This window comes from Candidatus Rickettsia barbarica, assembly GCF_041477405.1.
In the GTDB taxonomy this organism is placed as follows: domain Bacteria; phylum Pseudomonadota; class Alphaproteobacteria; order Rickettsiales; family Rickettsiaceae; genus Rickettsia; species Rickettsia rickettsii.
The window spans coordinates 308,267-330,581 of the sequence record NZ_JBEWYL010000001.1; the positions used below are offsets into that span (position 1 = coordinate 308,267).

The window sequence follows — 22,315 nt, forward strand, 5'->3', positions numbered from 1 at the left end:
TTACCCGGGATTCCCGATTTCGCGGGAATGACATCGAGTCGGTTTTTCGGACCATGCAACAAAGTCAGCTTGACTACGGTATGACATTTAGTTCTGCAATATTTTCATTAGCAAATGAATCTCTTCGCGTAATTCTATATCGTTTTCCAGTAATTCTTCTACTTTCTTAATAGCATGCATAACCGTTGTGTGGTCTTTTTTACCGAATTTTTTACCGATATCTGCAAGACTTTTCGGCGTTAATGCTTTACTAAGATACATGGCTATTTGACGTGGTCTTGCAACTTCTCGTAATCTCCTTGATGAAGACATATCGGATAACTTAATATTATAACGGCTAGCTACCTTTTTCTGAATATCTTCAACGGTAATTATTCTTTCATTAGAACGCAGTAAATCCCGCAAAATATTTTGTGTGTTTTCGAGTGTAATTTCTTTTAAAGTAAAATTAGAATGAGCGATCACCTTATTTAAAGCTCCTTCAAGTTCTCTAACGTTTGAAACGATTTTAGATGCTAAAAAATCAATTACGCTTGTTGGTATTTTAACGTTTATCTGCTCAATCTTAGATTCTAGAATACCGAGTCGTAGCTCATAAGTAGTACTATGAACGTCGGCAACTAAGCCCCATCCAAGACGAGATTTTATCCGATCTTCAATATTATCTAAATCTGAAGGCGATCTATCACAAGAAATAACCATTTGACGGTTATTATCAATCAATGTATTAAAAGTATGGAAAAATTCTTCCTGCGTACTATCTTTACCGCAAATAAATTGAATATCATCAATCATTAACACGTCAACCGAACGAAATTTCTCTTTAAACGAGATTACTTCTTTGTTACGCAGAGCTTTAACAAATTGATACATAAATTTTTCTGCCGACATGTATATCACTTTGCGGCTTGGATTATGCTGCTTGATGTACCAACCGATTGCATGCATTAAATGAGTTTTACCAAGCCCTACGCCGCCATATAGAAAAAGCGGATTAGACTCAGAAACCGCACCTGATGATTCTGCAACCGCTCTTGCGGCTGCATAAGCTAGCTCATTTGGGGCTCCAACCACAAAATTATCGAAAGTAAAACGTACATCAAGGGTTGAAAAGATATTTTCCGAATTAAGCTCACTGCTGCCGATATCGGCAAAAGTCTTAGTAGGTAATTCTGTAACTGTTTGGGTTGTTTCAGGTAACTCTTGAGTAATTATTTCAATTGACTTAATGGTATTATTATAATGTTGAAATAGTTGCAATATAACCATAGAGTATTTGGATTTTATCCAATCTCTAACAAAGTTAGTAGGGGCACAAAGAATAACGGTATTTAATGAAGACTCTATAAAATTGACTTTACTAAACCAGCTATTATATAGAGTTTCACCGTAATGATTGTAAAGATCTTGAGCCACGTGACTCCAGACATTTACATAATTATTACCTTGATCCGTTAAAATTATTTGGTTAGTACTCACTTAAAACTGCCACGGTAAGTTATTTTGTTTCCAGCCTTTATCTTGGTTATTTCCTTCAAAGCCGTTACTAATATTATAACAATTTTTATAACCTATATTAGTTATAAAATTTGCTGCGATAAATGACCTATATCCTGAACGGCACAGAAAAAATATTATTGCATGAATTTTATCGTTAACGATAGATAAAAAATTATCTTCAAAATCTTTATTCAATTGCCAACTTAGAAAGATCACCTTATTTTTATTATCTAAATGAGGTATCCCCACTTGCTGCCACTCTTCTCTAGTTCTAACATCTACAAGAAAAGCATTATCATTTGAAATTAGCATATCATAAGCTTTTGTAGAACAGATATTTTGAACCGACATATTTATGCTTTTTTGCTGTTATTGATAATAAAAGTTAATAGAATTTTACCCATGTAGAATGGATTTATTAGAGTTCTGAATTATTAAAGCATTTTAAAATGATCTTGGTATCTGATTATTTTAATAATATTAGTATAAAAAAATTTTGCAAGATGTTATAGATGAATAAATTAAATAAAAACTCTTTACAAAAGAAACTTGTTTACCGTAGTAAAAATCGCGGTTGCAGAGAAATGGATTATATACTCGGTAGCTTTGCTGAAAAGTACCTATCCTTAATGGATGAAACAAAACTTGGAAGCTATTCTTTAATACTTGATCAAAATGATAATGATCTTTATAATTGGATTAATAATAAATCTTCTGCTCCTTCTTATCTAGATGCCGAAATAATTGATAAATTACACAAAATAGCAAAAATATAAACTCCTGTAGAATGTTACAACAAAAATTTCCGGCGGCTGCCAAATCTTTCTTTACAATTGATAATTTTACTAAGAATCTTAAGCAAGATTTCATCTTGAGTGCGAGTAATGAAGAGGAGGCGTTGCAATTATACAAGCAAGCTTTATTTTTTTCTTCTAATGAAAATATTTATTACTTTCCAAGCTATAATACCATCCCTTATGACCATACGTCACCAAATGCAAATATCTTATCTAGACGTGCAGAAACATTAATCAAGCTAACAACAAATAATAGTCATAGCAACAAATTACTCATCACTCATACAGCGAACTTATTAAACAAATTACCGCCGAAAGATTTTTTTCTAAATATTTTTTGAAATTATCCCCTAAAATGAAATTTACTACGGATGAGCTTGCTATGTTTCTAGTAGAAAATAGTTTTACAAGAAATGCGAGTAGCATCGATGTCGGGGAATGTGCGGTTAGAGGCGAAATCATTGATATAATATTGTCCGGTCCTAAAGCTTATAGAATTCATTTTAGCTGGGGTTATATTGAATCAATAAAAGAATTTGATATTGATACGCAAATTTCGACTAAATCCTGCAGGGAGCTTATTATTAGTCCTGCAAATGAGATAGTTTTAAATAGTGAAACTATAGGTAATTTTAAGAATAATTACTTACGAAATTTTGGAGTTAATCATACTGATAATGCTTTATATGAGGCGGTAATATCTGGAAGAAAATTCACAGGATATGAACAAGTACTCCCATTATTTTACGATTCCTTGCTCTAACTTAATAGATTATTTAAACGATCCTATTTTCATATTCGATAATTTGTCAAAACAAGCCATTTTAGAATTTGAACATAGTTATAACGATTTTTATTCGGCAAGGTCAGAGGCAAATAAACTTAAATTTAATAGTTTCTATCCCACCCTTTCACCGACTAGCTTATATTTTACCGCTTCTGAAATAACGGAATTACTAGAACAAAAAAATAATATACTACTTACTTTTGAAAACTCAGAGCAAGCTAGCTTAATTAAAAATATCGCTGCTACAAGTTTTATAGAAAAGAAAACGGTTTTCGATAAATTATTTGAGGTTATTAAAGCAAATTCTCATAAGAAAATTATTATAGGCTCAAGCGTTTTAAGTAGTTTTGAGCGAATCAAAAGCATAATTCAAAATTATGAATATAAATATAATGAGATAAATAAATTAGATGAGGCTAAGGCTTCAATAATAAATGTCGCGATAATTCCTTTAAATCAAAGCTTTTATACGAAAGAATATTTATTTATTACCGCTAGCGAATTATTAGAAGAAAAACCTAGCTCTATAAACACTAACAAAAAACTTAAAAATATCTTGCTGGAGCTTGATAATTTAGCTGAAGGCGAATTTGTTGTTTACAAAGATCATGGAATAGGGCAGTTTTTAAAGCTAGAAGCTTTAGAAATCAAAGGCAAACCATATGATTTTTTAAAGATTTTATATGCCGGCAATGATAAATTATATATACCAGTTGAAAGTATAGAGGTAATAAAAAAATACGGCAATGATAATGCGGAGCTTGATAAGGTTGGTAGCGTTTCATGGCCAAGAAGTAAGGCAAAGCTTAAAAAGCGTATAAAAGAGATAGCACTGCATTTAATACAAATAGCAGCTAAAAGGAAACTGAATAGTAGTGCTTCCGTTGAATTTGATCTTGAAGAATATGATAAATTTTGTGCTAATTTTCCTTTCAGCGAAACGGAAGACCAATTAATCGCTATAAACGATATTAAAGAAGATCTAAGAAACGTTATGTTAATGGATAGGTTAATATGCGGTGATGTCGGGTTTGGCAAAACAGAGGTAGCAATGCGTGCCGTTTTTATGGTAGCAAAATCTCTAAACAACTATTTTATGTAGTCAACATTTTTCAAGGTTCATAGCAAGGTTCAAAGGTTTTGGTTTAAATATCAAGCAATTATCTAGCGTTATTAGTTCTAAAGAAGCAAAAATTATAAGATCGGAGCTTGAAAGCGGTAAAATAAATATAATAATAGGCACTCATTCTTTATTACATAAAAATATAAAATTCTTTAATTTGAAATTGTTAATAATCGATGAAGAACAACATTTCGGTATCGGTCAAAAAGAATTTCTTAAATCGCTAGAATCCTCTTCCCATGTACTTGCAATGTCGGCCACACCGATTCCTCGAACGTTGCAAATGTCAATGACCGGTTTAAAAGAACTTAGCATTATTGCAACACCGCCTCTAAACAGGCTGGAAGTTCATACCTCGGTTATGCCGTGTGATCCCGTTATTATCAGAGATGCATTATTACGCGAACATTTTAGAGGCGGAAGAAGTTTTTATGTAGTTCCAAGAATTAAAGATATAGAGGATATCGCAAAACAATTAAAACAAATCGTGCCGGAATTAAGTTATAAAATAGCTTACGGAAAAATGACTCCGAGTAAAATTGATGAGGTTATGAGCGAGTTTTATGCCGGCAAATTCGATATACTAGTCTCAACTACTATTATAGAATCAGGAATTGATATAGTCGAGGCAAATACCATGATCATACATAATGCTGATATGCTGGGTCTTAGTCAGCTATATCAATTGCGTGGTCGTATAGGTCGAGGTAAAATGCGGGGTTATGCCTATCTAACGGTAGCAAGTCATAAAAAGATGACATCGCACTCCTTAAGACGCTTAGAGATAATACAAAATAGTTGTGCTTTGGGCTCAGGTTTTACTATTGCAAGCCGTGATATGGATTTACGAGGTTTCGGTAATTTGATAGGTGAAGAACAATCAGGACAAATTAAAGAAGTAGGTACAGAACTATATCAAGAAATGCTGGAAGAACAAATAGCTATTTTTAAAGATGCACCGATTGTTTCAGAACAACCCTTTATCCCGACTATTAATTTGGGATTATCCGTCTTTATTCCAGATAATTATGTAGCCGATGCAGCTCTTAAACTTGGACTATATAGAAGAATAGGTAATTTAAGTAATGAGATAGAAGTAGAGACATTTAAAGATGAGATGATTGATAGATTCGGTTTACTAACGATTGAATTTAATAATTTACTTGATATTGTAAAAATAAAACTATTATGCTTTAAGTTAAATATTGAAAATCTAGATTCAGGAGATAACGGATTTGTGATTAAATTTTATAAAAATGCCGATATGATTGATAAAATTATAAAATTCGTTAGTACTTACTCTAATCAGGCAAAAATCAAACCAGATAATAAATTAGTATATATCAAGAAATTAGTAGATAAAAATATAATTGTTGAGGCAAATCAACTACTTTGGAATTTATCGGAGGTGTAGACTCGATGTCATTCCTGCTCTGTCATTGCAAGCAGCCGTAGGCTGCGTGGCAATCTCATGAAATAATAACAAACTCTTGAGATTGCTTCGTCAATTGCTATGCAATTTCCTCGCAATGACGGTAACACGTTTTTAACATAATAAATATGTCCCATAACCTAAAGCAATTATTTCAACAACATAACGTAAAAGGTTTGTCGATTAATTCTAAAACCGTTAAAGATAAAGATATCTTTTTTGCGATTAAAGGAAGGAATACTGATGGAAATGATTTTATTAAGGATGCTTTAAGCAAAGGTGCAGTATTAGTAATTACGGACAATAAAAAAAATATTGTTATAGATAAAGTAATTTATGTAAAAGATGTGCAGGCAGCTTTATATGAAGCCATAGAAATATTCTATCCTAAAAAACCAAAGGATCTAATAGCCGTAACTGGTACTAACGGTAAAAGCTCGGTAGTATCCTATATAGCTCAAACATATTCGTTACTTGGGAAAAAAGCAGCATCTATAGGTACGATAGGGGTAGAAATATGTGGCTGCGTTAATCTTATAAATGATGTACCGGAATTAACAACTTTAGACTATTTAAGCTTTAGAAAAATTGCTCATAATTTAGCTGAAAATGGTATAGAATATTTAGTTTTTGAAGCTTCTAGTCATGGTCTTGATCAAACAAGACTTAGGGAAATAAAAGTAAATATCGCATGTTTTACTAGCTTTAGTCAGGATCATCTAGATTACCACCATACAAAAGAAAATTATTTATTAGCCAAACTGAAATTATTTATAAATCATTTATTACCGAACGGTATCGCAATATTAAATTCTGATATAGAAGAAATAGAGTTTGTTAAAGATTATCTACATAATCATAATATTAAATTTATAACCGTTGGGACAAAAGGTGATTTAGAAATAACTAGACTTAACGGTTCTTTAAAAGGACAAAATATTAATTTTACATTTAATAATAGAGAATATAATTTTAATACCCCGATAATTGGTAGCTTTCAGGCTAGTAATTTATTAATTGCTGTTCTTAGCATTCATTATATTGGTTTTGCTTTTGATGATGTTATAGATTCTTTAGTGGAAGTTAAAGCAGTAAAAGGCAGAATGGAGAGAATAGATAACACTAATATCTTCGTTGATTATGCCCACACTCCGGACGCTCTTGAAAAAGCTTTAACGGAACTGAAAAATATTAAATTACGTGATAGTAAGCTAAGCGTAGTTTTTGGCTGCGGCGGTAATCGTGATAAGGCAAAGAGAAGTCTTATGGGGCAAATAGCTGCAAAACGTGCTGATACCATCATAATTACAGATGATAATCCACGCCATGAAGACCCAAAGCTTATTAGAGCTGAAATCATAAGCGGTATAGAGAAAGCAGATTATACAGAAATAGCAAATAGAGAGGAGGCTATTAAATACGGTATAAATAATTTAAAACAAGATGATATCTTATTAGTTGCCGGCAAAGGTCATGAAAATTACCAAATTATAGGCGATAAGAAATTACCTTTTGATGATGCTGAGGTTGTGAGGAAGTGTGTAAAAGTTTGTTATCCTGTGGCTTGACCCATAGTACCGGACAGTTTTAAAAAAACCTTGATGTCATCCCCGCGGAAGCGGGGATCCCGAAAAATAACTTTAATATTAATACAGAAGTTATATATTTGATAAAATAAACATATAAAAAGCTTGCTTTTTATATGTTTACTGGCTTCCCGCCTACGTGGGAATGACATAAACACGCCATACAACAACACATAAATAACAAAAACATATGATCTGGAACTCTAAAACTTTAAGTGCTGTTCTCGGTATAACAATCTCTAATTCTATAAGTTGTAATGAAGTGCAATTTAATTCCAAAGATGTTAAAAAAGGTAATTTATTTATAGCACTTCAAGGTAATAGAGATGGTCACGATTATGTTCTAGATGCAATAGATAAAGGAGCAGCAGCCGTAATTATTAGTAAGCGAGTAGAGATCAATGATAAAGATAAAATTATCTTAGTCGATGATTGTTTTGAAGCTCTACAAAAAATGGCTTTATATAAACGAGAGAATTCAAAAGCTAAATTTATAGCTATAACAGGCAGCGTCGGTAAAACTGCTACAAAAGAAGCACTGAAAGTATTATTACAACATGATTTTCTAGTTTTTGCTAGCCGAGGTAACTTCAATAACAAACTCGGTATGCTTATTAATCTTGCTTCAATGGCTGATGATACGGAATATGCTATTTTTGAGCTTGGCATGAACCATAAAGGTGAAATAAGAGAGCTGGTTCAAATATTAAAGCCAAATATTGCCATGATTACTAATATTTCAGAGGCTCATTTAGAATTTTTTAACTCGCTTGAAGAGATAGCTGAAGCTAAATGTGAGATTTTTGCAAATTTTAGCAAAAATGATATTGCCGTTATTAATGCCGATACTAATTGCTATAACAAAATATTATCGATATTAAAAAACCTTTCTATCACCGATATACATAGCTTCGGTAGATCAGCTAAAACTTCAGCAGAATTAATTTTATATGAGAACCTAGGAGAGCAAGTCTACTTAAAGTATAAGATAAATAAGAAAGTCTTAGATGTAATGATACCGTTTATTCCTCGGCATTTTACCGAAAATTATACCGGTGTACTTTTAATTATCGATATATTAGGTAAAGATATAGAGATAGCTGCAAATCACTTAGCAAATATTTCTCCTACTAAAGGAAGAGGGGAAATTATCAATATACAAAATTGTCGTGTAATTTGTGATTACTATAACGCAAGTCCGCAGTCAATGAAAGCTGCATTAGAATATTTAAAACAAGTACCTGCCGAGAATAAAACTGCTATAATAGGCGATATGCTAGAGCTAGGGGAAAATTCTAAACGATTACATGAGACACTAGTGCAGTACATATTAGATGCCGCTTGTTCTAAGGTCTATTTAGTAGGAGTAAATACTAAATATATTAATGATTTACTACCTTCTAAAATAGCTAAAAAATACTTTAAAAATGTTGATGAATTAATTACGCATATTACGGATTTATTTGAAGGTAATGAGCTGATTCTAATAAAAGGGTCAAGAGACGTAAAACTTGATAAGATTGTTGATTATTATAAATAAATACACTAGGATATTCTTAATATTGTGTGGTTTGGTTGCCCGTCATTGCGCGGAAATTACATAGTAATTGACTAAGCAATCTCAGGATGTTTGACGAGATTGCTGCCGCGCAGTCTACGACTGCGCGTAATGACGATTTAGTATCTATGCACAATGAATAACATCAAAATATACTTTTAAATTTAAATCTACAAATGTTATACAATCTTTTACTCCCTCATATACATAATTCACATATAGCTAATTTATTTCACTATATTACTTTTCGTAGCGGTCTTGCTATTATTATAACTCTAAGCCTTAGCTTTATCACGGGTCCGATATTAATAGAATTTCTGCGATCTCTTCAAAAAAACGGTCAGCCTATACGCTCAGACGGACCTGAATCGCATCAAACAAAAGTAGGTACTCCGACAATGGGGGGCATTATGATTATTTTGTCTAGTTGTCTTTCTACTTTATTACTTGCTGATTTAACGAATAAATATATTTGGATTACGTTATTTGGTTTTATTAGTTTCGGTATTATAGGATTTATGGATGATTATGCTAAGGTAACTAAAGATAATCATTACGGAGTAAGAGGAAAAAGTAAGCTTTTACTTCAAGGAATTATTAGCTTCATTATATGTGTTTTACTAGAATATCTAGATAAAAGTCCAAGTCATTTACTTAACGTACCGTTTTTTAAAAATTTAAGTTTGGATCTTGGTTATTGTTATATAGTTTTTGCTATATTTGTTATAGTCGGCTCTTCTAATGCCGTGAATCTAACGGATGGGCTTGATGGTCTTGCTACCGTTTCTATTGCCTTTACTGCCGGTTCTTTTGCTTTAATAAGTTATTTAGTAGGAAATCTAATTTACTCGAACTACTTACAGCTAACCTATATACCGAATACCGGAGAGTTAACGGTGTTATGTGCGGGATTAGTCGGTAGCTGCCTTGGATTTTTATGGTTTAATGCACAACCGGCAGAAGTTTTTATGGGCGATACCGGTAGTCTAAGTCTTGGCGGTGTGCTTGGTATTATTAGCGTTATTACTAAGCATGAAATAGTTTTAGCTATAGTCGGCGGCTTGTTTGTTATTGAAACGGCATCCGTAATTTTACAGGTATATTACTTCAAAGCTACTAAAGGAAAAAGAATATTTAAAATGGCACCGCTCCATCATCATTTTGAAAAACACGGCTGGGCAGAATCAAAAGTCGTAATAAGATTTTGGATTATTTCAGTTATATTTGCTCTTATAGGCTTATCATCCTTAAAATTACGTTAACTATATTCGTTTATCTATCTTTTATTTATCAAAATACATTACATAAATTAACTTTCTCTTTGCCTTTGTACAAGAAATTTGCTATAATACTGATGTTAATTTATATTAGGTGTATGGTATGGTTAAAGAAATAGATATAAAGAAATTATTAGCACAAGAAAATAATGCTTTAAATACTATATTGAATTGAGCCAAGTAAATGAATTATGCAAACAAAATAAGCAGTTGCAAGGTTTAATCGAAATACAAAATGAAACTAAAGAACTAGAAAAAGAACATAATAGATCGTTGCCTTGGTTTAAAAGATTTGTAAAAACAGTTTCTAATGTAAAGTATATTTTGATAAAAAGTGAAGCACAGTTAACAAATGAAGCAATAAAGTATAATAATAAAATATTAAAAGATATTGATAATAAGATATATAAATATAGCGGAAAAATCTGCACCTTTAAAGCAAGCATTACAAGCAGAAATCGAAAAAAATTTTAAGGATTTAACAAAGAAAGATTTATCTAAAGATCAAAGAGCAAGATTATCGGAAGTATTTTTTAGTTATAAGAGTAAACCTGAAAGATTCTCAGCTCTACATATGACAAATCCCTTACAATTCATTAATGCTGAAGCACTAGAGAAACAATATAATTCTTTAAATGCTACAAAACAAAACATCCAAAACTTAATATCCGAAAATTCTAATATCAAAGAACTGCAAGAAATACAAAAACAGGTTGCTGAAATTAGGGCAGGAGTATCTCATACATTTTTTGAAAAATTAAATAATATTTGGCAAAATGTTAAAAATGTTTTTGTAAATAATAGTGAGCAGGTTTTAGCAAAAAACAAAGAGAGTAATACTAGAACAATTAGAAAGATTGATGAACAATTATATAAAACGAAGCATAAATTTGAGGAATTAATTGAAAATAAAGAAAGAAATATTAAGGATATAATTGCAAAATTACCTAACAATGAGAAGTTACAAAAGATAGTAAGTAACCTTACAAATCACATGGCTTCACAAAAAGAACCAATATTAGCAAATGTGTCCCTAGCTAAACCTTTGGAAAATAATATAACACCACCGTCTCCTTTACCGAACAATAACATTCCATCACCACCTCCACCACCGCCTATGGCTCCGGCTCAGGCTGAGACATTATCTAAGCCTGTAGAATCTAATACGGTTAAAAAACTGGAAAATCAACCACGTCCTTCTATAGATACGTCTGCTTTAATTAGAGAAATAGCAGGGCCAAAAAAACTAAAAAAAGTTGAATTTGACCCTAATACAGGAAAACCGGTTGCACATTCTCATAGTAAGCCTGCTCAGAATGTTAACAAACCTAGTGGACTTGAATCAATTTTCGCACGAAGAGTTGCTATAGAGGTGAGTGATAGTAGTAGCAGTGAAAGCGATAGTGGTAACTGGAGTGATGTTAGTGTTAATAGGAATAAATCAAAAGTGCTTAAAACTAAAGGAGAACGAGATGCTAAAATGACTACGCATGCTCAAAAAATTAATAATAGGAACTCACAAAAACCATCATTTGTTAGATAATAAATGTCATTCCCGCTTTGCGGGAATGACATAAAACACCATATAAATCTACCCTTTAAACTTCTTAGTTATTTCAACTATTCTTTTACCAAAGAAATTAGCAGTTTTTAAATCGCCTTGAGTAGGAGTAATATCAGGAGAAGATTTGTGGTTAGATTGAGTCATACGTCCTGACCAGCTACCTAAGCGGTGAATTTTATTGGGATCAGGCATCTCATGATCAGAAAAATTCGGAGCAGTTTCAGCTTGCCCGACCCAAATCATACAATGCTGCATAGCGAAGTGAAATAGCTGCAAATACTGCAAACTTATTACCTGAATAAAAAGCAGAATTAGTAAAAGCTGCAGCTATTTTATCTTTCCATTTTTGTTGTGCCCATCTAGTTGAGGTAGCTTCCATAAATGTTTTAAACGATCTGGCTAAACTACCCATATAGGTTGGGACTCCAAAAATGATAGCATCTGCATTGTCTAATAAATCTCAATCGAGATTATTAGGTTTATCTTTATTTATTTGTATAAGAAACATTTGCTCTTGCTTCCTTTATGTCCTTATTTAGTGTTTCAGCTACTTTGCAGTATGACCGTATTATAATATTACGATAGCTACTTTAACCATGTTATTCTCCATATTATAAATTAACTATAAACTCGGCTTCAGTTTTAGACTTTATTTCTTCAATAGTAACATCGTCAGCTTGTCTAACTAATATCATTTCATCTTTATCAATATCAAAAATTCCAAGATCGGTAATTACTCTGTTAACTACTTTTTTACCTGTTAACGGAAAGTTGTATTCTTTTAATAATTTAGCACCGCCATCTTTTGCGTTATGTTCCATTATAATAACTACTCTTTTGGTGTTAGCGACCAAATCCATAGCTCCTCCCATACCTTTAACCATTTTACCCGGAATAGTCCAGTTGGCAAGATCGCCTGTTTGTGAGACTTGCATAGCACATACAATAGTTAAATCGACATGCGAACCTCTAATCATCCCAAATGAAAAGCTACTGTCGAAATAGCTGCTTTCAGGAATAGCAGTAATAGTTTGCTTACCGGCGTTAATTAAATCAGGAGCTTCCTCTCCTGCGTAAGGAAATGGTCCCATACCAAGCATACCGTTCTCACTTTGAAATATTACATTCACTCCTTGAGGTATATAATTTGCTACATGCGTAGGCATACCTATACCAAGATTGACATATAGTCCGTCTTTAAGTTCCTCTGCGGTTATTTGATAAATTTCTTCTTTGCTCCGAGGCATATCTTATGTTTCCCTGACAGTTAATTGCTCAATACGTTTCTCATATTTTTCACCTACTATTAATCGTTGTATGAAAATATTAGGTGTGTGAATATTGTTAGGGTCAAGCTCTCCCACCTTAACTATTTCCTCTACTTCACAAACTGTAACTTTAGCGGCACCTGCCATGACTGCATTAAAATTTCGTGCAGTTTTATATAAATCACGTTGCCGCTTTTATCAGCTTTAAAGCCTTTAATAATAGCAAGATCAGCTTGAAGGGCAGTTTCCATTATATATTTTTTGCCGTTAAACTCCTTTGTTTCTTTACCTTCCTCTACAATTGTACCTATACCTGTTTTAGTATAAAAAGTCGGAATTCCCATACAAGCAGCCCTAATTCGTTCAGCTAAAGTTCCTTGTGGGTTTAGCTCAAGCTCTAAAACCTTATCAAGATATTGTTGCTCAAAAATCTTATTTTCTCCGACATACGAAAAAATCATTTTTTTTATTTGTTGAGTTTGAAGAAGAAGCCCAAGTCCGAAGTTGTCAACACCGCAATTATTGCTTATAACTGTTAAATTTTGAACATTGCTTTTAAGAAGTGCATTTATTAAATTTTCAGGAATACCGCATAGACCGAATCCGCACGACATTATAGTCATGCTGTCATAAAGAAGTCCTTCAAGAGCAGCTTCAGCCGAAGGATAGATTTTTTATTCATAAATTTTAAATTATTTAATATCTATTATTTAAGACATTAGGAAGATTTTCAAAAGAAGTCAAGGACATACACAAGTTTGGTATATTAAAAAAAATACTTTACAAGAAATTAAATTTAACCATTGCTGCTTGTTTTTTGTATTCATCAACAGTATTAGTAACTGCATCAAATATTGATGACAATATAACAATTCAAGAAAATTCTAAAAAAAATTATAGTTATGTAGTGACGTATGATAAAGATATGTCCTCAAGAGCGAGTAGCAATGTTGCTATGTCATTAATTGAAGGTTACCGTCAATTAGATGATGCTATGTTTGCCGATTCAGATAATATAGCTATGAAGATCTTAAGTTATATTACAAGATTTACTGCTACATCTTGGATTATGGTAGGTAATCATGAAATAGGAGGTTATGGAGCAAGAGCAAAGAAGTTGATTTAAAAGTAATAAAATATGAAGTAGATCCTTTTGAGGGTACAACATATTTTAAAACTAAAGATTTTAATTCTTTGCAAGTTCATAAGCACATTGCTATAGATACAGGGGGCATGCAAGCAAGTTATTTGTTATCTGAAAATATTAAAGATAGATACATGGCAAGTAACAAAATTAATCCTACTTACGGTATAGGTTATTTATGGACAAGACTAGAGCAAGCAAGTTATATTTTTAGTACTAAGTTTGATGGCAAAGATAAAAGCGGTGATGATATAAATACATATGTAAAAGCGATTAACTCCATATACGGTAAAAATTATATTACTAAAAATAAAATTTTTTCATATGCTTATTTAGATTTATTTGATCCGTTTTTATTCTATTCAGGATATTCATTTATTAACTTAAATAATATTCCGATGATTGAATTAGGACCGGTTAAATATTTACCGGCTACTAGAGCGATACTTGCTCCATACGGTTTAGAGTGTGGTTTAATTAACCATTTTGTTGTTGATAACAAATATATGCAAGTTAATATTAATTACGGCAAAAATCAAAAATTTCAGTCTTACGGTGTCGGAGTTAAAGCTAATAACTTTAGTCAAAGTTGAATTTATCGGTTTAGGTAAGGTATGCCTTTAAAATCCTCAGCTATAGTTAGAGCAGGGTTAAAATTAGATTTATAAGAGAAGGCTTTGTTGCATGATTAATATGTCATTCCTGCGAAAGCAGCAATCCAGAAAAAAGCGTGATACATCAAGCTTTTAATTTTCAAAACTTACTGTGTATGCACCGTTTAATTACTGGATTCCCGCTTTTGCAAGAATGACATATTAATCATAATTTGTATATTTTATTATTCTTCTTTTATTATAAAGTATATATATTGGTATATAAGATAATTATGACTATATATGCTAACTATTTTAGAAAAATTCTTATTCTCTTCTGTAAAAACGTTCATCAATATACGTGAAGATACCGTATCTGCTCTTAAAAGGCTTGGTATTAACAATATTCGTGATTTATTATTTTATCTACCTGTTTCATATCAAAATAAAATATTATCGCCTAATTTAACTGAAGTTAGAGACGGTGACATAATCCAAACAGAAATTGTAGTTGAGAGCATTAATTTACCAAAGAAAAGTAGTCAGCCTTTAAAAATTACAGCTAGCAATGATACTGGTTCCTTGTTATTAGTGTTTTTTCATAAACCCCCACCGTTTATTTTTAATAAGCTGCAAGTTGGTACTTCTCATATTATCAGCGGAAAGGTACAATTTTTTGATCATTACTTACAAATTGCGCATCCTGAATTTATTGTAAATCCTAAACTCGCAAAAGAAATAGAGCCGATTTATTCCCTGACATATTTACTTAGTAACAAGCAGTTATATTCATATATCATAAAAGCAATAGAGATATTTGAAGAGAAGTGTAAGAGTATAGAAGATAAAGAAGTAAAAGATTATTTAGATATTATATTGCAGAATTTGCAAGTGTTGCATGTTTTCCATCATTGCGAGGAGGCATGCATGCCGACGAAGCAATCCAGTAATGTAAAATTAATAAATTCTAGATTGCCGCAGCCCCTAAAGGGGTTTCGCAATGACTATTTATATACTAACGCCAAAAAACAACTAGCAGCTAAGGAGCTTATCGCTAATCAAATATCTCTTTTAAATGTACGTACGCAAATAAGTAGAAGACAAGGTAATATTTACCCTAAAGCTGTATCTATTCAAGCAAATATATTAAATGAGCTAGGATTTGAGTTAACCTCTTATCAAAAGCAAGTCATAGAAGAAATAGAGTGTGATCAAAGCGATAAAATAGAAATGATGAGATTGTTGCAAGGCGATGTTGGCTCCGGTAAAACTTTGGTAGCTCTGTTGACGATGGTAAATGTGGTAGCCACTGGATTTCAAGCAACGCTTATGGCTCCAACTGATTTGCTTGCCAATCAGCATTATGAGTTTTTTGTTAAAGCTTTAAAAAATACTAATATAAGAGTCGGATTACTTACAGGTAAGATACTGGGGACAGCTCGTAAAAATATTATGATACAACTTGACAACGATGAGATTGATATATTAGTCGGCACTCATGCTTTATTTCAAGAAAAAGTAAGTTTTAAGAAATTAGGTTATATAGTTATTGATGAGCAGCATAGATTTGGGGTACAACAGCGTTTGAATTTAATAAATAAAGGAGTAAATCCCGATGTGTTAGTTATGACTGCAACGCCGATTCCTCGAAGTCTTGCACTTACTATGTTTGGTGATATGACTATCTCAAAGCTAATGGGTAAGCCGAAAAGTCGTTTACCTATCGCTACAAATACCATGTCCGTTAATAAGATAGAGCATATTATAGTAGCGATAAATAAGAAGCTTATTGCAGGTGAGCGGGTATATTGGATTTGTCCATTGATAGAGCAGGGAGAGAAAGAAACGTCGGAAGAGGATAGTTTATTGATGGATGTGATGAATCGTTTTAACTCTATCGACAATATCTATCAAGGTTATACCGGTATTATTCACGGTAAGATGAAGAACGAGCAGAAAGACCAAATAATGAAGCAATTTAAGGAAGGTGAAATTAAGATATTAGTTGCAACAACCGTTATTGAAGTCGGAATAGACATACCTGAAGCCACTTTGATAATTATTGAAAATGCTGAGCAATTTGGTCTCGCTCAACTTCATCAGCTTAGAGGTAGAGTAGGGCGGGGTAGTTTGCAGTCATATTGTATATTGTTATACAATCCTAAAAGGCTTAGAAAAGTTGCACGAGGTAGGTTTGAGATAATGAAACAAACTAATGATGGATTTTATATAGCTGAGCAGGATTTAAAACTTCGAGGTAGCGGTGAGATTTTAGGAGTAAAACAAAGCGGCGAAATCGCATTTTTCTTCGCCGATTTAGCGGACGATTATGACCTACTTCTTAAAGCGCATAAATTTGCGGCAATAGGCTCAAAAGGTAATGTAAATTTTGTTAACTTTCAGATCAAGCTCTTTGCCAAATCTCAAGTAAGCGAGTTGGTTTAGTGTGAATATGCTATTTCCGCTTGACATTGGCGTTGTTGCGTGGATCGATTTTTCCGTCATTGTGAGAAGAATTACGCAGTAATTCGATAAAGCAATCTCGTGCCAAAATCCTGAGATTGCCGTGCTCCTTTCAGTCGCTCGCAATGATGAAAAACCGTACCGTGCAAGCAAGCTTTTTTATAAAATCTAGAATACTATAAGTTAAAGCTAATCCTGTGTGATTTCAGCAAGTCTAGTAAACAGAGTGTCAATCATATCCCAGCCTTTTTTTGAATAGTGAGTAAAGAAGAATCATTAATGTTTATTTGTTTTAATAAATCTATTCCCATTTGTTCATGTTCAGGATCAAGATACATATGTGTTTTGAAATGTTTTGCTGCTTTATGATTAAAAAATATTGATCCTAGTTTTGCATAAAATATAGTAGCACAAGACTCTATTACTAAATGAATAAGGACGGCTCTTTCACTATCTCCAAGAGTCATCATTTTTAGCATAAACCAAGAACCTAAGGCCTCAAAAATAGAATCTGTAGTTTCTGCATTATTTTCTAGATTTTGGAATAATTCTATATTATGTCCAAATTCATCGGTCAGATGCTCCCATGCAAGTTGTTGAAATTCTTTTGTTTCAGAAAACACTACTCTTGCTAATACCATTTTTTGAAATTCGTATGACCAAATCCGAAAATGTTTAAGAAATTTATTTTTTCGTAGCGTACTATCTAACTTAATTTTAAATAGTTTGTTTTTTTTAATTGCTCTTTATATTGTTCATTATCCAAAATTAAACGATCTATTATATTAATATATTTAATTATCAAGTTATTTAAATATATTAACTAAATTAAGCTGTCACTCATTATTAATGTTTATTTACCAATTTTTAAACCATATGTGTATTTATAGATGAATATGAATTGTAAGATCATAATGTGTATGCAGTAAATATATAAAACATTGCGACTTATCCATTTTAGATTTATAGCTATTTTTTGTGAATAATCGCTTAGGATCATTAATATATAGGTAATTGTTAAGAAAGTGAGGTTTAAAATTAAGTCAGTATTTGAAAAATTAAACTCATTAAAGGAAATCGCAAGAGTAAAAAGAGTTGAATGCACAAAAGAAGCAAAAATTGCTATAAAACAGCAAAGTTTTAAGTTTGCCTGCTCATGTTTTGAAATAAATCCAAGTATCATTGTAGCAATTACAAAAGTCCCGTAATCAATCAAAGTCCAGCTAATATACCACAATAGTACCATTATAATTGCATGACAATAACCGCTATAGAAAAAGCGAGTTAAAGAATTACGAAAATAATAAATATACCATTGCCCTAAATAGATAGAGATTAGAATATTTGTAGTAAGAAACTGTTTAAATAGTACAGTGGTATATATTTGTAATAAAACACCGAATATTATTATATGGGTTTTTGGTTTATCATGAAAATTATAACCGGCAAAAAAGCAAAATACTGGCATAGTTGTGCGACCTATGATCCGCATAATCGTTAATTCAGGATATAGATATAAACCTACATGATCAATGATCATGGTTATAATAGCTAAGGCTTTTAGCCAATCCTGATAATTTGATTGGTGCTTATTTGTTGTTATTATCATAATTAACCGTTTTTAATAAATATGCCGTGCCGAAAAATGCTCCCATTCCAACTGCAATTGTACTACCTAGCATACAGACTTTAATCAGTAAATATTCCGAATAAAAATATTCTAAATAATAATGCTTTATTAAAGCAATTATAATAGACATTAATATACAGCATAACAAAATTTTACCGCAGAAAAGTTTTATACCGGCTTCTATATGAAGCTTATTTTGTTTTGTAGTATAGCTATATAATAAACCTAGATTATACCAAGCTGCAATAGATGTACCGACTGCAATACCGATATGTTTCAAAGAATCCATTAATAATAGGTTCATGCCGGTATTAATTATTATTGAAAATAAGGTTATTTTGAGCGGTGTTTTAGTATCTCCGTTAGCATAAAAAATAGGAGTTAAAATTTTTGCCAAAATAAAAGCAGGGAGCCCAAGTGCAAACGCAGAAATAGCCTCAGCTGTATTTGTAGTATCTTGGCTCGTGAATACTCCTCTTTCATAAATTATATTAATAATCGGATGAGATAGAATTATAATACCGAATGTAGCAGGCAACGATAATAATAATCCCATTCTAATAGCATTATTCTGTATTTTTTTTGCAGCTACTATATCATTTGATTTATAGATTTTTGACAGCTCAGGTAGCAATATAGTAGAGAAGCTAGTACCTATTATTGATAGAGGAAATTGATATATCCGGTCGGCATAAGATAATATAGAAATAGCACCTTCAATAAAGCTAGCAATAGATTGGGATATGAAAAGGTTTAATTGCTGTATGCCGGAGCTAATGGTTGCCGGTCCCATATTAATCAAAAGCTTTTTTACATCGGGATCGCTTGGGTTAAAAATTATCGGAAAGTTTAAATCCGCTCTTTTCACACAGACAAACATAAACGAAACTTGTAATATTCCGGCCATTATTAAAGATAAGCTAATTGAGATAGTAGATTCTATATAATGATCAAATGTTAAAGTAAAAATTATTACGCATATACTTAAAATAACCGGTGAAAAAGCAAATGCAGCGAATTTTTTTATAGAGTTTAATATTCCGCCAAGTAGAGCCGTTAATGAAACAAATATTAAATAAGGTATTGTAATTCGGCATAAAAACACCGTAAGCTCAAACTTTTCTTTTTTACCGTGAAATCCAGGAACAATAAACAGCATTAATTGTGGCATGAAGATTTGCATTAATGCTATTATTACTATTAATGTCAGAAGTAAAAGGATAAAAATCTCACCTGAAAAATTATTAGCGGCTTTCTTAGAAATAAGCATTTTTGCATTATAAATAGGAATGAATACGCTTGATAATGCTCCTTCTGCAAAAATTCTTCTAAATAGATTCGGTAGTTTAAAAGCAACATTAATGCTATCACCCATAGGCGTAGAGCCGAATAATGATGCGATAAACTGTTCACGCACTAAGCCAAATATGCGAGAAATTAATGTGAAAAAAGCTACTACGACTCCTGAACGAAATAATCGACTTCTTGAATAACTTGCTTCTAAAGGTAATTTGTGCGTTAATCCGGTACTTGCATTCTCACGTACTAAAGTGTACACTGCGGTGCTGCGTTCCGTGTTTCCTTCAAATTCCTCTTTATTAGCTACGTTATGCAAGAAGTCGGTCACTGTTTGTTTTTTATCTTATTTTTCTGATGTCATTCCCGCGGAGGCGGGAATCCAGTAAAACCTATAAAAAATAAAAACTTGTTTTTATAGGTTTATTTTGTTAATTAATGTGTAATTGTTGAGATCGGGATCAAGGCTACTTTTTCTGGATTCCCGCCTCCGCGGGAATGACATCAAGCACCATGCAAGCAACGTCATGAATTCTTATTCCTAGCTGACCCTATCTATTCCTTCATTGATTAAAGCATCTGCTTTTGATTTATTTTCCCATCCAGTAACTTTAACCCATTTACCTTTTTCTAAATCTTTATAATGCTCAAAGAAATGCACGATACGTTGCTTGAGCATGTTACATAAATTATCTAGCTCTTTAATATGATCGAAAGTAATATCGAGCTTAGAAGTCGGTACTGCGATTATTTTCTCATCAAGCCCTGATTCGTCTTCCATCATCAATACACCGACTGCTCGGCATTTTATAACCGACCCAGGCACTACCGGATGATGAGCTACGACAAGTACGTCTATCGGATCACCGTCATTTGAAAGAGTATGAGGAATAAAACCGTAATTGCATGGATAGCTCATGGTAGTTTGCATAAAGCGATCAACAAAAATTGCTCCTGATTCTTTGTCAAATTCGTATTTGATTGGACCGCTATTCATCGGAATTTCGATAATTACGTTTATTTCGTAATTATTTGCTTTTGCTTTGATTTTATCTATAAACATGTTTTTATTTATTTGGTTTAGTTATTTTTTGTCATTGCGAGGAGAATTACAACGTAATTCGACGAAGCAATCTCAGGCCTATTTTACTAGATTGCCACGTCGCTTCGCTCTTCGCAATGACGTTGTTATTGCGGAGGCCTGTAATTCTCATCATGCTTTGCAAGTAATTGTCTTGCTATAAATTTCCCGTTCGATAATTGCCCGATGGCAATAATTCCTTGTCCTTTACGAAATAGAGCCGGAAGGGCTCCTTGATATAATATCTCGCAATCCTTAATATTATCGGTAATAACAAAACTTATCTTATCATCAGCAATTTTATTTATTGAGTCTGTTTTAACAAGTCCACCGACTCTTAACTCTTTGCCCTGTTCTATTTCATTAATTTTTGACGGTGGCAAAAAAAATACTATATTTTTCTCTAAATTGTAAAGTATTATACTAATTCCTAAACATGCTGAGCAAAAACAAATAATTATTGTTAGTAATCTATTTCTTACTCTCTTTTGCATTAAAGTTCTGTTTATTTTTCAATGACTTGTAATTTAAAAAACTTACAATTAACAATGTCGCTAAGGTTAAAAAGGTAAATAAATACGCTACCGATATATAATTATTCATTTCTTAAAAATTCCATCATTTCCTTAGGTGAAGAATCTAAATAGAAATGTTTCAGATATTTTCCGTTTGCATCGATTAAATATGTAAAAGATGAATGATCAAGCATATAGTTCGGGTCGTCATCATCACCATGCACACGAGCATAGAAAACCTTGAATTTATCAGTTACATCTTTTATTTGCTGCTCGTTACCGGTAAGACCTATAAATTTCGGATGAAAATGTTTTAGATATTCTTTAAGTGCTATAGGAGTATCACGTTTTGGGTCAATAGTGATAAAAACAGGTAGAATATCTATTTTATGTTTATTTAAAATTTCTACAATCTCCGTCATTTTATTTAGAGAGGTTGGGCATATATCAGGACAACTAGTAAATCCAAAGTAAATGAGGCTTAAGTTGCCTTTCAACTTATCACTATTAAATATCTCTCCATTTTGGTCTATTAGTTCAAAGTCACCACCGATTTTTACGTTATCTTCATAGATATGAACTTGACCGGCCAGTGGCTTTTCAGGCGTTCTTAAAGATAACAACAAATATAATGCTCCTACTCCTATTAATAAGCTAATTACTATAATTATTTTTATAACATTTGACTGTATTTTCATAAG

Annotated in this window: 17 protein-coding genes and 4 pseudogenes; 9 read left to right on the plus strand and 12 right to left on the minus strand. The window is 32.2% G+C overall.

Translation table 11 applies throughout. The features are described 5' to 3' along the window. Positions 1 to 87: 87 nt before the first annotated feature. Together dnaA and ABVF33_RS01840 are read right to left on the minus strand one after the other, a co-directional pair. Entirely contained in the window at positions 88 to 1,479 is a 1,392-nt protein-coding gene (gene dnaA, locus ABVF33_RS01835; RefSeq protein ID WP_499706025.1) for a chromosomal replication initiator protein DnaA, read from the minus strand. After that, entirely contained in the window at positions 1,480 to 1,851 is a 372-nt protein-coding gene (locus ABVF33_RS01840) for a rhodanese-like domain-containing protein (protein WP_499706026.1), read from the minus strand. Positions 1,852 to 2,012: 161 nt separating this feature from the next. Here ABVF33_RS01840 and ABVF33_RS01845 point away from each other — a divergent pair, with 161 nt between their 5' ends. The 6 genes and pseudogenes from ABVF33_RS01845 to rickA all read left to right on the plus strand — a co-directional run bounded on the left by ABVF33_RS01845 (position 2,013) and on the right by rickA (position 11,603). Further along, the gene (locus tag ABVF33_RS01845; protein WP_499706027.1) at positions 2,013 to 2,276 is read left to right on the plus strand and encodes a succinate dehydrogenase assembly factor 2; all 264 of its coding nucleotides are present in this window, start codon (positions 2,013 to 2,015) and stop codon (positions 2,274 to 2,276) included. 11 nt (positions 2,277 to 2,287) lie between these two features. Beyond that, positions 2,288 to 5,621, plus strand: a pseudogene (gene mfd, locus ABVF33_RS01850) (transcription-repair coupling factor). Positions 5,622 to 5,767: 146 nt separating this feature from the next. Then, positions 5,768 to 7,207, plus strand: a complete 1,440-nt coding sequence (locus ABVF33_RS01855; protein ID WP_499706028.1) for a UDP-N-acetylmuramoyl-L-alanyl-D-glutamate--2,6-diaminopimelate ligase — start codon at positions 5,768 to 5,770, stop codon at positions 7,205 to 7,207. Positions 7,208 to 7,415: 208 nt separating this feature from the next. Then, a complete protein-coding gene (locus tag ABVF33_RS01860) occupies positions 7,416 to 8,765 on the plus strand; it encodes a UDP-N-acetylmuramoyl-tripeptide--D-alanyl-D-alanine ligase (RefSeq protein ID WP_499706029.1) in 1,350 nt (449 codons plus the stop codon). A gap of 194 nt (positions 8,766 to 8,959) precedes the next feature. Further along, positions 8,960 to 10,045: a phospho-N-acetylmuramoyl-pentapeptide-transferase gene (gene mraY, locus ABVF33_RS01865; RefSeq protein WP_499706030.1), complete on the plus strand. Its 1,086-nt coding sequence runs from the start codon at positions 8,960 to 8,962 to the stop codon at positions 10,043 to 10,045. A gap of 118 nt (positions 10,046 to 10,163) precedes the next feature. Beyond that, positions 10,164 to 11,603: pseudogene (rickA, locus tag ABVF33_RS01870) on the plus strand (Arp2/3 complex-activating protein RickA). A gap of 48 nt (positions 11,604 to 11,651) precedes the next feature. Here the strand turns inward: rickA and ABVF33_RS01875 are convergent. The 4 genes and pseudogenes from ABVF33_RS01875 to ABVF33_RS01890 form a co-directional block, all read right to left on the minus strand. Continuing rightward, positions 11,652 to 11,867 (minus strand): hypothetical protein, encoded by a 216-nt coding sequence (locus ABVF33_RS01875; RefSeq protein ID WP_004997978.1) that lies wholly within the window; start codon positions 11,865 to 11,867, stop codon positions 11,652 to 11,654. After that, the gene (locus ABVF33_RS01880) at positions 11,845 to 12,036 is read right to left on the minus strand and encodes a flavodoxin (RefSeq protein WP_499706031.1); all 192 of its coding nucleotides are present in this window, start codon (positions 12,034 to 12,036) and stop codon (positions 11,845 to 11,847) included. Before ABVF33_RS01880 ends, ABVF33_RS01875 begins: the two co-directional genes overlap by 23 nt. A gap of 199 nt (positions 12,037 to 12,235) precedes the next feature. After that, positions 12,236 to 12,871, minus strand: a complete 636-nt coding sequence (locus ABVF33_RS01885; RefSeq protein WP_499706032.1) for a 3-oxoacid CoA-transferase subunit B — start codon at positions 12,869 to 12,871, stop codon at positions 12,236 to 12,238. Next, positions 12,822 to 13,515 (minus strand): annotated as a pseudogene (locus tag ABVF33_RS01890) (CoA transferase subunit A). Before ABVF33_RS01890 ends, ABVF33_RS01885 begins: the two are co-directional and overlap by 50 nt. A 194-nt stretch (positions 13,516 to 13,709) precedes the next feature. On the opposite strand from ABVF33_RS01890, the gene ABVF33_RS01895 reads away from it, so the two are divergent. The 3 genes from ABVF33_RS01895 (at position 13,710) to ABVF33_RS01905 (ending at position 17,074) form a co-directional block, all read left to right on the plus strand. Continuing rightward, positions 13,710 to 14,018 carry a hypothetical protein gene (locus ABVF33_RS01895; RefSeq protein WP_010977504.1) on the plus strand — a complete coding sequence of 103 codons (309 nt, stop codon included), beginning with the start codon at positions 13,710 to 13,712 and terminating at the stop codon, positions 14,016 to 14,018. A 68-nt stretch (positions 14,019 to 14,086) separates the two neighbouring features. Continuing rightward, complete coding sequence (locus ABVF33_RS01900) at positions 14,087 to 14,629, plus strand: hypothetical protein (protein ID WP_499706033.1); 543 nt, start codon at positions 14,087 to 14,089, stop codon at positions 14,627 to 14,629. Positions 14,630 to 14,932: 303 nt separating this feature from the next. Next, positions 14,933 to 17,074: an ATP-dependent DNA helicase RecG gene (locus ABVF33_RS01905; RefSeq protein WP_499706034.1), complete on the plus strand. Its 2,142-nt coding sequence runs from the start codon at positions 14,933 to 14,935 to the stop codon at positions 17,072 to 17,074. Positions 17,075 to 17,281: 207 nt separating this feature from the next. Here ABVF33_RS01905 and ABVF33_RS01910 read toward each other — a convergent pair. The 6 genes and pseudogenes from ABVF33_RS01910 to ABVF33_RS01935 all read right to left on the minus strand — a co-directional run bounded on the left by ABVF33_RS01910 (position 17,282) and on the right by ABVF33_RS01935 (position 22,312). Beyond that, positions 17,282 to 17,882 (minus strand): annotated as a pseudogene (locus tag ABVF33_RS01910) (hypothetical protein). A 63-nt stretch (positions 17,883 to 17,945) separates the two neighbouring features. Next, a complete protein-coding gene (locus ABVF33_RS01915) occupies positions 17,946 to 18,701 on the minus strand; it encodes a TraX family protein (protein WP_499706035.1) in 756 nt (251 codons plus the stop codon). Next, a complete protein-coding gene (gene murJ, locus ABVF33_RS01920) occupies positions 18,682 to 20,349 on the minus strand; it encodes a murein biosynthesis integral membrane protein MurJ (RefSeq protein WP_499706036.1) in 1,668 nt (555 codons plus the stop codon). Before murJ ends, ABVF33_RS01915 begins: the two co-directional genes overlap by 20 nt. 210 nt (positions 20,350 to 20,559) lie before the next feature. Next, positions 20,560 to 21,081: an inorganic diphosphatase gene (ppa, locus tag ABVF33_RS01925; protein WP_499706037.1), complete on the minus strand. Its 522-nt coding sequence runs from the start codon at positions 21,079 to 21,081 to the stop codon at positions 20,560 to 20,562. A 125-nt stretch (positions 21,082 to 21,206) separates the two neighbouring features. After that, positions 21,207 to 21,593: a cytochrome c maturation protein CcmE gene (ccmE, locus tag ABVF33_RS01930; protein ID WP_499706038.1), complete on the minus strand. Its 387-nt coding sequence runs from the start codon at positions 21,591 to 21,593 to the stop codon at positions 21,207 to 21,209. Positions 21,594 to 21,694: 101 nt separating this feature from the next. Then, positions 21,695 to 22,312, minus strand: coding sequence for an SCO family protein (locus ABVF33_RS01935; RefSeq protein ID WP_499706039.1), 618 nt, complete (start codon positions 22,310 to 22,312; stop codon positions 21,695 to 21,697). Positions 22,313 to 22,315 lie beyond the last annotated feature (3 nt).